Source organism: Xanthomonas graminis pv. graminis, from assembly GCF_030168915.1.
Classification (GTDB): domain Bacteria; phylum Pseudomonadota; class Gammaproteobacteria; order Xanthomonadales; family Xanthomonadaceae; genus Xanthomonas_A; species Xanthomonas_A translucens.
In genome coordinates this window covers 3,768,645-3,783,467 of the sequence record NZ_CP076255.1, presented here as the reverse complement: position 1 = coordinate 3,783,467, position 14,823 = coordinate 3,768,645, and the positions used below count along the sequence as shown (strand labels likewise).

General features: G+C 68.1%; 7 protein-coding genes, 2 pseudogenes and 1 riboswitch. Of the genes and pseudogenes, 8 read left to right on the top strand and 1 reads right to left on the bottom strand.

Translation table 11 applies throughout. The annotated features are described in order from the left end of the window. Positions 1 to 118: 118 nt before the first annotated feature. From KHF85_RS16425 to KHF85_RS16415, 3 genes and pseudogenes are all read left to right on the top strand, one after another. Positions 119 to 805, top strand: coding sequence for a sulfotransferase family protein (locus KHF85_RS16425; protein ID WP_284567474.1), 687 nt, complete (start codon positions 119 to 121; stop codon positions 803 to 805). Positions 806 to 1,253: 448 nt separating this feature from the next. Continuing rightward, a complete protein-coding gene (locus KHF85_RS16420; RefSeq protein WP_284567473.1) occupies positions 1,254 to 2,186 on the top strand; it encodes a sulfotransferase domain-containing protein in 933 nt (310 codons plus the stop codon). 32 nt (positions 2,187 to 2,218) lie between these two features. Beyond that, a pseudogene (locus KHF85_RS16415) lies at positions 2,219 to 2,972 on the top strand (class I SAM-dependent DNA methyltransferase). Between the two features lie 123 nt (positions 2,973 to 3,095). On the opposite strand, the gene ahcY reads toward KHF85_RS16415, so the two are convergent. After that, positions 3,096 to 4,541, bottom strand: coding sequence for an adenosylhomocysteinase (ahcY, locus tag KHF85_RS16410; RefSeq protein WP_228321864.1), 1,446 nt, complete (start codon positions 4,539 to 4,541; stop codon positions 3,096 to 3,098). Positions 4,542 to 4,576: 35 nt separating this feature from the next. Next, positions 4,577 to 4,675, bottom strand: a riboswitch (S-adenosyl-L-homocysteine riboswitch). Between the two features lie 311 nt (positions 4,676 to 4,986). Here ahcY and ppc point away from each other — a divergent pair. The 5 genes and pseudogenes from ppc to KHF85_RS16385 all read left to right on the top strand — a co-directional run bounded on the left by ppc (position 4,987) and on the right by KHF85_RS16385 (position 14,791). Then, complete coding sequence (gene ppc / locus KHF85_RS16405) at positions 4,987 to 7,704, top strand: phosphoenolpyruvate carboxylase (protein ID WP_284567472.1); 2,718 nt, start codon at positions 4,987 to 4,989, stop codon at positions 7,702 to 7,704. A gap of 115 nt (positions 7,705 to 7,819) precedes the next feature. Beyond that, a complete protein-coding gene (locus KHF85_RS16400; protein WP_284567471.1) occupies positions 7,820 to 8,386 on the top strand; it encodes a TetR/AcrR family transcriptional regulator in 567 nt (188 codons plus the stop codon). 83 nt (positions 8,387 to 8,469) lie between these two features. Beyond that, positions 8,470 to 9,474 (top strand): Lnb N-terminal periplasmic domain-containing protein, encoded by a 1,005-nt coding sequence (locus KHF85_RS16395; protein WP_284569582.1) that lies wholly within the window; start codon positions 8,470 to 8,472, stop codon positions 9,472 to 9,474. After that, positions 9,474 to 11,414: pseudogene (locus KHF85_RS16390) on the top strand (esterase/lipase family protein). The gene KHF85_RS16395 and the pseudogene KHF85_RS16390 overlap by 1 nt, the downstream one beginning before the upstream one ends. Positions 11,415 to 11,941: 527 nt before the next feature. Next, positions 11,942 to 14,791 (top strand): TonB-dependent receptor, encoded by a 2,850-nt coding sequence (locus tag KHF85_RS16385; RefSeq protein ID WP_284567470.1) that lies wholly within the window; start codon positions 11,942 to 11,944, stop codon positions 14,789 to 14,791. Positions 14,792 to 14,823: the final 32 nt, after the last annotated feature.

Genomic DNA, 14,823 nt, shown 5'->3' with positions numbered 1-14,823 from the left:
ATGAATCGCGTGCGCCACCTGGCCGCCGGGTTGCGCATCCTGCTCGCCAATGCAAGGACGCACGCCGCCGCGGCGTGCTAGGTTCCGGGCCTGGCAACATCGGATCGGAGAAACGGCGATGTCTCTTCAGGTGATCGGGGCCGGTCTGGGCAGGACGGGAACGCTGTCGCTGAAGTTCGCGTTGGAACATCTGGGATTCGGGCCCTGCCACCACGCGACGGAGGTCGCGGCGAACATGCGCACGGCGCTGCCGCTGTGGAACGCGGCCGAGCGTGGAGCTGCGGACTGGCCGGCGATCTTCGCAGGCTACCGGTCCAGCACCGATCATCCCGGTTGCTATTACTGGCGGCAACTGATCGAGGTGTATCCGCAGGCGAAGGTTGTGCTGACCGTCCGCGATCCCGACAGTTGGTTCGAATCAGTGACGCAGACCATCCTTGCGCCTGGCAGGAAGAGCACCTTTCTCGGCCCGGAAGGGGAAATATTCAGTATGTTTCTGAAGCAGCAGTTCGCCGGCCGCAGCGACGACCGGGCCTTTATGGTCGATTATTTCAAGCGGTGGAACCAGGCGGTCATCGACACCGTGCCGGCGGATCGGTTGCTGGTGTTCTCGCCGTCGCAGGGCTGGGCGCCGCTGTGCGCCTTCCTGAGCGTGCCGGTGCCTGCACAGGCGTATCCGCACCTGCATGCGCGGCCGCGGTTGCGTTGGTTCGCGCGCGGCCTGCACCTGCCCAACGACATCGCGTCGCGCGAGCAGCATGTGCGCGATTATCTCGACTACCTGCGCAAGGACCTGTTCGGATGAATGGGGGTTGTGTGCGGCCAGTTGCGCTCGCAGTGCGATTGAGTGCGTGATATCGCACACGCAGAAAGAAAATATTGCCGGTAACGTTGATTGGTCATAAGAATATTGCTAGGTTGAAAGAGGCGGATATTCCGCCATTCCAAAAACTCCTGAATAGGTGAGTGTGATGAAAATCGCCAAAGCTATGCTGTCCCGCGCGTTTTCGAAACTGTTGACGGTGTTCGGTCCACGCAAGGTCGCGTATATCTACACGCAGTGACTGGGGTTTTCGAAGGCTGATCTTGGCAGGCTGATCGGAGCACGTCGTGCAGCTGCAGCGATGCTTTCTTCGATTCGCATGCGCTTTGCATCGGACCTGCCGACGTGCGCTTGGATGCACGCCGGCGAGAGCGGATGCGTTGTGCGTGCCAGGCGCCGCCGATCCGAGCAGGGCCGACAGGACACCGACGTGGGCATGCCTTCCAAACAACGGGAATATCCCAACCGCTTCTTCGATTCCACTGTGTGGAACGATTTCGCTTTCCGTGCCGACGACATCGTCATCGCCAGCTACGCGAAGGCCGGAACCACCTGGGTCCAGCAGATCGTCGCGCAGCTGATCTTCGCCGCCGATGCGCAGGTCAAGCTGTCCAGCGTGTCGCCATGGTTCGATTCGGTGTATCCGGACAAGGCGACCAAGCTGCGGTTGCTGGCCGAGCAGCGCCATCGCCGGTTCGTGAAAACCCATCTTCCTGCCGATGCGTTGGTGCTGTCCGAGCAGGCGCGCTATCTCTACGTCGGCCGCGATGGCCGCGACATCGTCTGGAGCCTTTACGACCACCAGCGTGCGGTGAGCGCCGACGCGCAGGCGCGCCTGGACGCGGAGCCGCACAGCGCTGGCAAGCTGAAGGTGATGCCGCCGCCCTCATGCCCGGTCGCCGAGTATTTCGACACCTGGCTGCGCGAGGACGGCGCTCCGCTGTGGCCGTTCTGGGAAGGTGTGCGCTCCTGGTGGGCGTTGCGCGACTGCGACAACGTGCTGCTGGTGCATTACGCGGCGTTGCTGGAGGACCTGCCGGCGCAGGTGCGCCGCATCGCCGCCTTCCTCGACGTTCCGCTGGACCCGGCGCGTTGCGAACGCGTCCTGCGGCATTGCAGCCTCGATTACATGCGCGCGCATGCCGCGCGCTACGTTCCGCAGGGGGCCGGCTTCTGGCGCGATGGCGGGCGGGCGTTCTTCAACCGTGGCTGCAACGGACGCTGGCGCGAAACCCTTGCGCCTGCCGCCAACGCGGCCTATCTGCAACGCGCCGCCGCCGAACTCGGTGCCGATTGCGCGCATTGGCTCGCCACGGGCGAACCTGCCGGCGCCGCGCATGCGGCGGTCGGCATGGTCGTCTAGGCGGGTTTTCCGTTTCCTGTCCGGGTAGGGCCATGCACGCATCGTCGGCGCACGCGTACGACCGAGTTTCGCAATATTACGACCTGCTGCAGGAACAGCGAGCCGCCGCCAACGCGCCGCAGTGCGCACAGCTGTTGGCCGAGCTGGTGGGCGGCGGCACGGCGCTGGAGTTGGGTGTCGGCACCGGCCGTATCGCCCTGCCGCTCGCGGCCAGCGGCGCAGTGGTGAGCGGGATCGACAACTCTCCGCTCATGCTGGACAGGCTGCGCGACAAGCCGGGCGCCGAGCGCCTGACGCTGGTCTGCGACGATTTCGTCGATGTGCCCATCGCCGGACCGTTCGACCTGATCTACTCGGTGTTCTCGTTCGGCTATCTGCTGGCGCAGAGCGCGCAGGTGCGCTGTCTGGTCGCGGTGCGCGAGCGCCTGTCGGCCTCCGGCGTGTTGGTTCTGCAGACCTTGGTGCCGCAGGCGGAGATGCTGCAGGCCGGCGCCAGGGTGACGCCGGTGCTGGAGGCGCCGGCCCTGGACGCGGGCGATGCGCCGGTGCTGTTGCTGTGCTCCAGTACCGATCCGGTGCGGCAGCTGGTCCAGCAACGCATCGTGCTGATCGGCGAATCAGGCACCCACATCTTCAACGACCGCTATCGCTACGTATGGCCGTCGGAACTGGACCTGATGGCGCGCCTGGCGGGACTGGAACTGCAGGAACGCTGGTCGGACTGGGCACGGCGGCCTTTCGGCGCGAGCGCGCGCGCAGATATCCGTCTACCGTCGTGCCGGGTAGACGCGGCGCCTCGGCCGCCGTCTTGGTGGCGGCGCGCGCCGCAGGCGCACGGGGACTCTGCCCGGACACAGATCGGGCGCCTTGCGGCGCCCGATCTGCGACTGATGGCGGTACAGCGACCGCTCAGTAGCGGTAATGCTCCGGCTTGTACGGGCCATCGACCGACACGCCGAGGTAGGCGGCCTGGTCGTCGCTGAGCGTGGTCAGCTTCACGCCGATCTTTTCCAGGTGCAGGCGCGCCACTTCCTCGTCCAGCTTCTTCGGCAGGCGGTAGACCTGCTTTTCGTAGCTGTCCTTGTTCTGCCACAGGTCGATCTGCGCCAGGGTCTGGTTGGCGAAGCTGTTGGACATCACGAAGCTGGGGTGGCCGGTGGCGCAGCCCAGGTTGACCAGGCGGCCTTCGGCCAGCAGGAAGATCGCGTTGCCGTTCGGGAACACGAACTTGTCCACCTGCGGCTTGATGTTGATCTTCTGCACGCCGGGGTACTTGTACAGCGCCTCGACCTGGATCTCGTTGTCGAAGTGGCCGATGTTGCAGACGATGGCCTGGTCCTTCATCTGCGTCAGGTGCTCGATGCGGATGATGTCCTTGTTGCCGGTGGTGGTGACGTAGATGTCGGCCTGGCCCAGGCTGTCCTCGACGGTGTTGACCTCGAAGCCTTCCATCGCCGCCTGCAGCGCGCAGATCGGGTCGATCTCGGTGACGATGACGCGGGCGCCGTAGGCGCGCAGGCTGTGCGCCGAGCCTTTGCCGACGTCGCCGTAGCCGCAGACCACGGCGACCTTGCCGGCCAGCATCACGTCCATCGCGCGCTTGAGGCCGTCGGCCAGCGACTCGCGGCAACCGTACAGGTTGTCGAACTTGCTCTTGGTCACCGAGTCGTTGACGTTGATCGACGGCACCAGCAGGGTGCCGGCCTCGGCCAGCTGGTACAGGCGGTGCACGCCGGTGGTGGTTTCCTCGGACACGCCCTTCCAGTCCTTGACCACGCGGGTCCAGTAGCCGGGACGCTCGACCGCCACACGCTTGAGCAGGTCCTTGATCACCTGCTCTTCGTGCGAGGAGGCGGGCTCGTCCACCCACCTGGAGCCGTTCTCCAGCTCGTAGCCCTTGTGGATCAGCAGGGTGACGTCGCCGCCGTCGTCCACCACCAGCTCCGGGCCGGTCTGGGTGCCGTCGGCCAGGGTGAAGGTCAGCGCGTCGAGGGTGCAATCCCAGTATTCCTCCAGGCTCTCGCCCTTCCAGGCGAACACGGGGGTGCCGGTGACGGCGATCGCCGCGGCGGCGTGGTCCTGGGTGGAGAAGATGTTGCACGAGGCCCAGCGCACGTCGGCGCCGATGTCCTTCAGCGTCTCGATCAGCACCGCGGTCTGGATGGTCATGTGCAGCGAGCCGGTCACGCGCACGCCGGCCAGCGGCTTGGCGGCGGCGTACTGGCGGCGGATCGACATCAGGCCCGGCATCTCGTGCTCGGCGATGTCCAGCTCCTTGCGGCCCCAATCGGCCAGGGAGATGTCGGCGACCTTGTAGTCGCCCTCGGTGGAAAAGCTCTTGCGTACAGCGTTCATCGGTAGTGCTCCGGTCAATGGCGAGAAAACTCGCGAAGGTCCGGGCGCCGTTGTCGCTCAAGCCTGCCGCCGAGCCTGGCCGGGTCTGGAGGCGGGGAACCCCCCTCGACACGGTCGCAGCGCCCCTCGGCGGAGGGTCAGCCAATTATAGCGGCTGCGGCGTGCGGCGCTTGAATGGGCGCATTGCGGCCTGGGACGCGGCGCACGCCGGACATTCATCGACGGCCCGGTAGCGGAGGGCTGGCCCTGCGGCCGGGCGGCGCATCAGCCCGCGCTGCCGAGCACGCACCGGCATCTGGATGGGCGACTGCAGCCGCTCCCACAGGTCCCGGGCGCCGCGCATGGCCGGCGATGGTTCGCTTTGAAACCGTTACCACGCCGGGCGAGGGACTAATACTTTTGGGTTAGTCTTGCGACGCCCCCACAGCCGAGCCATGCGTTTCCGATGAACGAGTACCGCAGCAGCATCGTGTTTGCCACGCCCGACATCCCCTTGCGCGACGACGTACGCCGATTGGGGGCGCTGGTCGGCGACCTGCTCGCCGAGCAGGTGTCTGCGGAGTTCCTGGACGAGATCGAAACCATCCGCACCACCGCAATCGCGCGCCGCGAGAGCGATGCGCCGCCGTCCTCGCTGAGCGAGCAGCTCTACGGGCGTACGCCGCGCGACGCCGAGGCGCTGGTGCGTGCGTTCAGCACCTACTTCCAGGTGGTCAACATCGCCGAGCGCGTGCACCGCATCCGCCGCCGCCGCGACTACCAGCGCAACAGCGCCGACACGCCGCAGCCGGACGGCCTGCACGATGCGCTGCGCCGGCTAAAGGCGCAGGGGGTGAGCGCGCAGGAACTGGGCGAATGGCTGCCGCGTATCGACGTGGAGCCGGTGTTCACCGCGCACCCGACCGAGGCGGTGCGCCGCGCGTTACTGGAGAAAGAACAATTGATGGTGGCCAGCCTGGTCGACAACCTCGACGGCATGCGCACCCCCGGCGAGCGCGCCACCGATGCGGCACGTTTCCGCATGGCGCTGACCGCCTCCTGGCAGACCGCCGATTCCTCGCCGGTGCGGCCGACGGTGGAAGACGAGCGCGAGCATGTCGGCTTCTACCTGACCCAGGTGCTGTACCGGGTGGTCCCGGTGATGTACGAGACCCTGGAGCATGCGATCGAGGAGACCTATGGCGAGCCGCTGCCGCTGCCGCGGCTGCTGCGCTTCGGCACCTGGGTCGGCGGCGACATGGACGGCAATCCGAACGTGGATGCCGGCACCATCACCGCCACGCTCGACGCGCAACGTCGCGCGGTGCTGGACCGTTATCTGAAGGAACTGTGGCAGCTGGCCAGCCTGCTCAGCCAATCGACCACGCTGGTGGCGGTCAGCGATGCGCTGCTGGCGCAGCTGGAACGCTATCGGCAACTGCTGCCAGAGGCCGCGGCGCGCTCGCGGCCGCGGCATGGCGACATGCCGTACCGCCTGCTCAACGACCTGATGCGCGCGCGCCTGCAGGCGACGCTGGACGACGCGCCGGGCGCCTATGCCGCACCGGCCGAACTGGAGCAGGACCTGCAACTGATCCTGGACAGCCTGCAGGCCAACAAGGGCCTGCACGCCGGCTGGTTCGCGGTGCGCCGGCTGCTGTGGCGGGTGCGCAGCTTCGGCTTCCACCTGGCGCGGCTGGACGTGCGCCAGGAGTCCAGCGTGCATGCGCGCGCGGTCGCCGCGGCGCTGGGCGACGACGGCTGGGAGGCGCGTTCGCCCAAGGAGCGCGCGGCCGTACTCGGCGTCTATGCCGGCGGCGACCAGACCTTGCCGGCAGCGCCCGACGATGCCGGCAACGCGCGCCTGGACGCGGTGTTCGCCGCGCTCGCCGATGCGCGCGCGCGCCACGGTGCCGATGCGCTGGGCAGCTACATCATCAGCATGGCGCACAACCGCGCCGACGTGCTGACCGTGCTTGCCCTGGCGCGGCGCGGCGGCCTGGTCGATGCGCAAGGCGCGGTGCCGCTGGACATCGTGCCGCTGTTCGAGACCGTGGACGATCTGCGCGGCGGCACCGACACCCTGCGCGACCTGCTCGCCGACCCGGTCTACCGCCGCCATCTGGCCGCGCGCAACGACGTGCAGATGGTGATGCTCGGCTATTCGGACAGCGGCAAGGACGGCGGCATCGCCGCCTCGCGCTGGGGCCTGCAGCGCGCGCAGGTGGAACTGCTCGACGCGGCCGCCGACCTCGGCATCCGCCTGACCTTCTTCCATGGCCGCGGCGGTTCGATCGTGCGCGGCGGCGGCAAGACCACGCGCGCGCTGGAAGCGGCGCCGCGCGGCAGCGTCGATGGCCGCCTGCGGGTGACCGAGCAGGGCGAGGTGATCCATCGCAAGTACGGCATCCGCGCGCTGGCGCTGCGCTCGCTGGAGCAGATGACCGGCGCGGTGCTGCTGTCGAGCCTGCGCCCGCGCGCGCCGGACGCGCGCGAGCACGCGTGGCGGCCGGTGATGGACATCGTCGCCGAGCACAGCACCGTCGCCTACCGCAGCTTCGTCGGCGATGCCGAGTTCATGCGCTATTTCCGACTGGCCACGCCGATCGACGTGATCGAGCGGATGACCCTGGGCTCGCGGCCGTCGCGGCGGCTGGGCCAGGACGCGGCGCTGGACAACCTGCGCGCGATTCCGTGGGTGTTCGCCTGGAGCCAGGCGCGTGCGGTGATTCCGGGCTGGTACGGCGTCGGCAGCGGCCTGCGCGCGGCGGTGGAGGCCGGCCACGAGGACACGCTGCGCGAGATGGCGGCCGACTGGCCGTTCTTCCGTACCTTCCTCGACGACATCGCGATGGTGCTGTCCAAGGGCGACCTCAACATCGCCGAGATGTTCTCGCGCCTGGCCGGGCCGTTGCACGCGCGCTTTTTCCCGCGCATCCGCGACGAACTCGCGCTGACCAAGGGCTGGGTGAAGACGCTGACCGGGCAGGCATCGCTACTGCAGCACGACCCGCGCCTGGCGTTGTCGATCCGCCTGCGCAATCCCTACATCGACCCGATCAGCGTGTTGCAGGTGGATCTGCTGCAGCGCTGGCGCGCCACCGACGGCGAGGACGAAGACCTGCTGCGGGCGCTGGTGGCCTGCGTCAACGGCGTCTCGCAGGGCGTGCAGAACACCGGCTGACCGGTCGCCGCGCCGTCACCGCAGCGGCGCCGCCGGGCGCGCTGCGTGACGGCAGCAAGGCGCTTGCAGCGACGCCGCGCTTGCAAACGGACAAAATTGTCCGATAATCCCCGGCATGGACCTCCGCGCCGATGCCGCCCAACGCCGCCGCCTGCTGCTCGACGCGGCCGACGAGGTGTTCTGCGAGCACGGCGTGCTGGCGCCGCTGGAACTGGTGGTCGAACGCTCCGGCGTGGGCCGGGCCACGCTGTACCGCAATTTCGCCGACCGTGCGCAGCTGATGATCGCGCTGCTGCAGCGCGCCCTGGACGGGCTGGACTGCTGCGCACGCGATATCGGCGAGCGCCCCGACGGCCTGTTCCTGCTGCTGCGCGATGTCGCCGAGCACATCGCGATGTCCGCACCGCTGGCCGACTATTGGCGCTCGATGCCGCGCGACCATCCGCAGATCGAAGTGGCGCATGCGCGGCTGATGGCGATCCTGCTGCCGTTCCTGCAGCGCGCCACCGACGCCGGCCTGTGCCGCCCGGGCCTGGACGGCGACGACCTCGCTCTGTTGATGGACATGCTCGGCGCCTGTCAGCGCGGCAGCGACGAAGCCGAACGCAAGGCGCTGGCGCTGCGCGCTTGCCGGCTGCTGTGCCATGCGCTGGCCATGCCCGCGGCGGCGGCGGCGCTATGAGCCTGCGCCGCGGGCGAGGGCAGGGACGCGCTGCCGCCGCGATCGCCGCGCGCAGCGCCCCGCAGCGGCGCTGGCCGGCACGCATGGCGCGCGCGGCGGCGGCGTTGGCGATCGTGCTGGCCAGCGTCTGCGGTGGGCTGTTCCTGGCCTACCTGCCGCACACCGGCAGCCTGGTGCGCTACGCCTCGGCACTGCTGTGGCTGGCGATGGGCGGCACCGCGCTGTGGGGCCTGCGCCACCATCGCGACTACCGCGTGCTGCCGTGGATCTTCGCCGTGGCCTGCGCCGGCCTGGTGTTCGGCTGGTCGCAGTTGCTGCCCGAGCAGAACCGCGACTGGGCCGACGACGTGGCGCAGCCGTTGCAGCCGCAGGTCCACGATGGCCACTTCGTCACCCTGCACAACGTGCGCAACTTCGCCTGGCGCAGCGACAGCGACTACACGCCGCGTTGGGAAACCCGCCAGTACGACCTGGACCGGCTGGTCTCGGCGGACCTGGTGCTGTCCTACTGGATGGGGCCGGCGATCGCCCACACCCTGGTCTCGTTCGGCTTCGACGACGGCCGCCGGGTGGTGTTCTCGCTGGAGATCCGCAAGGAGCGCGGCGAATCGTTCTCCGCGCTGGCCGGGTTCTTCCGCAATTTCGAGCAGGTGATGATCGCCGCCGACGAGCGCGACATCCTTGCAGTGCGCAGCAACGTGCGCGGCGAGGACGTCTATCTGTACCGCCTGAACATTCCGCGCGCGCAGCTGCGCCAGCTGTTCATGGGCTACGTGGCGCAGGCGCAGCAGTTGCAGCGCACGCCGAAGTTCTACAACACCGCCACCAGCAACTGCACCACCATCGTGTTCGAACTGGTGCGCAAGTTCGAACCGCAACTGCCCCTGGATTACCGCCTGCTGCTGTCCGGCTATCTGCCGTCGTATGTGTATGCGCAGCACGGCTTCGTGCCGGGCTACGCGCTGGCCACGCTGCAGGCGCGCGGACGCATCGGCGAACGCGCGCGCCAGGCCGGCACCGGCAGCGATTTTTCGCAGCGTATCCGCGCAGGCATCCCTGGCGAAGAATTGCCCGGAGCGCCGCGCTGATGCGTGCCGCGCAGGCAAGGCGGCAGTTGGCGGCGCGCGCGCTGCTGGCCGTGGGCCTGCTCGCCGCGTCCGGTTGCGCCATGGTCACCGTGCAGTCGCGCGCGGCCGGCGACTATATCGCGACCAAGCGCGGCGACGTGCTCAGCACCGGCCAACTCAGCGACGCCAGCCAGGAGACGCTGCGCGTGGTCGCGATCCAGCGCAAGGCCTGCGAGGCGGACATCCCTGCCTGCGCCGCGCAACTGCGCATGGTGCAGGGGCTGGACGAGGAACGGCGCCTGGCGGCGCTGTCGGAACTGTGGCTGCGCGCGGCGACGCTGCGCACGCCGAAGGGGACCGTCGCGCTCGACGATGCGGCCTTGCAGGCATGGCTGGAGACGGCGCGCTACGCCTATGCCTACCTGTTCCATACCGAACGCCCGGCCAGCGCGCGCGCCTTCGAGGACCGGCAGACGCAGGTACGCGACTACTACAACTACGCGGTGCAGCATGTGGTCGGCGCCCTGTTCGAGCGTTGGCGCGCGCGCAGCGCCAGCGGCTAACTGCGCGACGACGACACGCTGGCCGCCGCCGGCTGGCAGGTGCGCGCGCAGCTGGACAGTTTCCGCCTGCCGGGCGGGGTGGCGCGGCCGAATGCGATGGTGCCTGCCACCTCGCTGCGCTTCGACGGCCTGCGCAGTACCTATCGCCGCGATGGGTTCGGCGCCGAGCTGGTGGCGGAAGTGTCGCCGGCGCAGGTCGGCGATCCGACCGCGATCATGGCTGGCGCGAAGCCGGGGCAAGCGGTCGCCGATACCGCCGGCTACAGCGAACTGTCGTACGCGCCGACCACGGTGCTGCTGCGCTTCGACGGCGACAGCCTGGCGCAGGTGCTGGACACGCGCAGCGTGGTGATCGCGCCCTACGATCCGTATCGCGACAACGAGGTCGTCGTGCACGGCCAGCGGTTGCCGCTGGCGGCCAACTTCACCGCCGCCTACGGCCTGTGGCTGGCGCGTTCGGGTTTCGCCAAGCAGTCGTTGCGCTCGATGCTCGGGCGCGAACACGGCATCGAGCAGCCGCACCTGTACCTGATGCAGCCCTACGATCCGAACCGGCGCATCGTGCTGATGCTGCACGGCCTGGCCAGCAGCCCCGAAGCCTGGGTCAACGTCGCCAACGAGATCATGGGCGATGAGCAGCTGCGCCGCCATTACCAGATCTGGCAGGTCTATTACCCGACCAACATGCCGATCGCCTGGAACCGCGCGCAGATCGAGACGTTGCTGCAGCAGACCCTGCACGACTTCGATCAGCAGGGGCAGGCGCCGGCGTCGCGGCATATGGTGCTGATCGGCCACAGCATGGGCGGGGTGATCGCGCGGCTGCTGGTCAGCACCTCCGGCGAGCGCATGTGGAACGACCTGCTCGCCGGCCGCGACCTGAGCGGCGAACGCGGTGCGCGGATACGCGAGCGCCTGCAGCCGTTGTTGCGCTTCGCGCCGCTGCCGCAGGTGGACCGCGCCATCTTCATCGCCGCGCCGCACCGCGGCACCACGTTCGCCGAAGGTCGCATTGGTCGCCTGGTCGGCGGGCTGATCCGCCTGCCGGCGGCCTTGCTCGCGCGCTTCACCGAGGTGATGCGCGACATCGCTGGCGACCACGGCGTGCCGCAACGCCTGCCCAACGGCATCGACAACCTGCGCGATACCGATCCGTTCGTGCGCGTGGCCGCCGAGCTGCCGATCTCGCCGGCGGTGCGCTACAACTCGATCATCGCCCGGCGCAATCCGGCGCTGCCGCTGGCCGATGCCGACGACGGGGTGGTGCCGTACCGCAGCGCGCATCTACAGGGCGCCGAATCGGAACTGGTGATCACCTCCGGCCACAGCGTGCAGGAGACGCCGCAGGCGATCCTGGAGATCCGCCGCATCCTGCATGCGCAGATCGCGTCGGAGTGACGCGCTCCCTTGTGGGAGCGACTTCAGTCGCGACGCGCTGTCGGTAAAACTCGTCGCGACTGATGGTGGAGGTCACCTGGAGTCGCTCCCACAAGGGTGTACGCCACGCCGTCTGGGCGCACTGTAGGAGCGGCTTCAGCCGCGACAGTCTCCGTCGCCGTCAGGTCCGCCGCTTCGTTCGTCGCGGCTGAAGCCGCTCCTACAGTGGGATTCGGGTTAAGCCCCATGTGTCATGGAGAAAGCGCCGCAGCCATGCGCGCTTGCGATACGCAGGCGTATGCATCACTGACGTATCGCATTTCCGTTCACTTATGAATTCCGTCACGCATCTGTAAACATCGCCGCACACAATGCGCCGCAGTTGTTAACGGGCCGTCAGTTCGCACGGCCCGGCTCCGACACGGAACCTTCCCCAGATGTTCGCCCAGTTGCCGGCTCGCCGCCGGCGACACGGGCAGTGCTTTGCCTTGTCCGGCTGCGGCGTCGCTGTGTGCCGGGACACCACCCCACGTCCTGATGGAATCCACATGAATTACGTATCGCACCGCGCCAGGCCGCATCGGCTTGCCGGTTCCATCGCCCTGGCCCTGAGCCTGGCCTTCGCCGCCGCCGCCCACGCCGAAGATGCCGAAGATGCCGCGCAGGAACAGGCGCAGCGCAGCGCCAGCGACGACACCGCGCCGGCCGCGGCCAAGGGCAACCCGCAGACCCTGTCCACCGTGACCGTCGCGGCGAACCGCTACACCGCCGCCGACATGCAGATGGCGGCCAGCAACACCGCCAACGTGCTGTCGGCCGACGACCTGAAGTACACCGCCGTGCACAACATCGCCGAGGCGCTGGGCCTGTTGCCGGGCGTCAACGTGGTCAACACCGGGCAGTCGTATTTCGGCGGCGTCGACGGCGCCGCGCGCGGCGAAGGCATGTTCGCCTCGGTGCGCGGCCTCAATGCCGAATACAACGTCAACCTGATCAACGGCGTCAACGTCGCCCAGGGCATGCCGTACAGCCGCAGCGTACAGCTGAGCCTGCTGCCGCCGTCGGGCCTGCAGACCATCGTGTTGAACAAGACCTCCTCCGCGGCGATGGACGGCGATGCGATCGGCGGCACCATCGATTACCGCACGCCCAGCGGCTTCGACTACAGCGATGCGCTCGGCGGCAGCATCACCGCCAGCGGGCGCATGGAAAGCCGCGCCCGCGACTACGACGAGAGCGGCCTGGGCAAGGGCGCGGCCGGCGAGTTCCACGCCAAGTTCGGCAACGAACGCCAGTTCGGCTTCTACGCCAGCGCCTACTACGACGAGCGCCACTACGTGAACAGCGAAGTGGCCAATGCCGCCGCCGCGCGTGGCGACTGGAACAAGAAGTACTTCTCCCGCACCACCGCCAGCGGCGCGCCGGCGCCTGGCGACAACCCGGAAGCGCTGCTGCTGGCGACCGGCGCCAACATCGGTTATTCCGGCGGCGACACCAAGCGCTACGGCGGCAATGTCTCCTTCGACTGGCATGTGGACCCGAGCCTGCAGCTGTACGCGCGGGCGACCTATGCCTACGCCAAGACCGAGCAGAACACCGGCTACACCCAGCTGGTGCCGGCCACCGTCAGCCTGACCCAGATCGGCACGACCGGCGTGTACCAGCCGCAGATCAATCGCGTCGCGGTGCGCTATTGGTACGAGACCAACCCGGAAGTGGCCGACATCGCCACGTTCCAGTTCGGCGCCGACAAGCAGCTCGGCAACTGGACGCTGTCGCCGAACCTGTTCTACGGCTATGGCGACAACGACCGTCCGGACCACGTCGAGGTCTCCGCGCGCGTGGACCAGTACACCTCCACCCAGTTCCCCTACGGCGCCAACAGCTTCGTCGGCTACGACAGCGCAGGCTTCCCGATGCCGCTGCTGACGCCGGCGATCCAGGCCCAGGCCAGCGACATCGGCAGCCTGTACGCACGCCGCCACGGCCAGCTGTCCAAGTCCTACAGCGGGCAGAAGAAGGGCGGCGCCAAGTTCGACGCGCGCTACGATTTCGACGCCGGCGCGCTGAGCAGCCTGCAGTTCGGCGTGAAGTACGTGGACAGCTCGCGCGAATACACCTCGCGCGACTGGACCACCGCCAAGTTCACCGACGGCACCCTGCTGGAGAACAGCGGCCTGGTCAGCGGCAGCTACGATGCGGTGTATCCGGGCAAGTACGACTACCCGACGGTCAAGCTCAGCAATTCGTCGCTGAGGGCCTCGATCGCCCAGTACCTGACCCCCGGCAGCTTCGACACCTGCGGCAGCCTGGCGATCAACAACCAGAACTGCGCGACCATGCGCGGCACCGAGGCGGTGGCCGCGGCGTATGCGATGGCCACGTTCAAGACCGGCGACCTGGAGATCATCCCCGGCCTGCGCTTCGAACAGACCCGCATTCGCAACACTTACTGGACGATGCCCGAAGCGCTCGTGCAGAACGGATCCGGCAAGCCGACAGTCGAGGAAATGCCGGGTTTCTTCAGCAATAACCACACGACCTACGACGTGCCGTTGCCCAGCGTGTTCCTGAACTACCGCCCCGGCAACGCCAACGCGGTGTACCGCGCCTCGGTGTGGACCAGCTACACGCGCCCGGCGTTCGTGCAACTCGGCGGCGGCGCCAACTACGCCGTGTCCAGCGACAACATCACCACCATCACCGAAGGCAATCCCGACCTGAAGCCGATCAAGGCGGTCAACGTCGATCTGTCCGGCGAATGGGACAACGGCGTCGGCGGCCACGCGATGCTGGCCGGCTACTACAAGCGCCTGTCCGACTACATCTACGAGAACGGCTCGGACGCGGCCAATGCCGGCGCCAACACCGACGCCACCGGCGTGCACTATGTGCGTCCGCAGAACGGCGGCGACGGCAAGGTGCTGGGCGTGGAAGCGGCGGTGCGGCAGACCCTGCAGGGCATGCCGGCGCCGCTGGACGGCTTCGGCATCGGCGCCAACGTCACCCGCCAGTCCATCCGCGTGGATCTGGGCATGACCGGCTTCCACGACGAGCGTATCCAGAACGCGCCGGACCTGATGGCCAATGCCGAGCTGTTCTACGAGAAGGGGCCGTTGTCGGTGAACCTGAGCTACCACTACTCGGGCGAATACGTGTCGGTCTACGACTACCTGGACCAGGGCGCCAGCTGGGACGACCTGTGGGTGAAGCCGATCACCCGCGTCGATCTGCACGTGGGCTATGCGGTGAACGAGCACCTGCGCGCCGACCTGTCGGTGGCCAACCTGAGCAATCGCCTCAGCTACTGGGCGCACGTCGGCCGCAACAGCACCGCGATCTCGGACATCGTCGATGCCGGGCGCACCAGCCTGCTGACCGTGAAGTACACGTTCTGAGCCAGCGGTCTGCGCATGGCAGACCTTCCTCG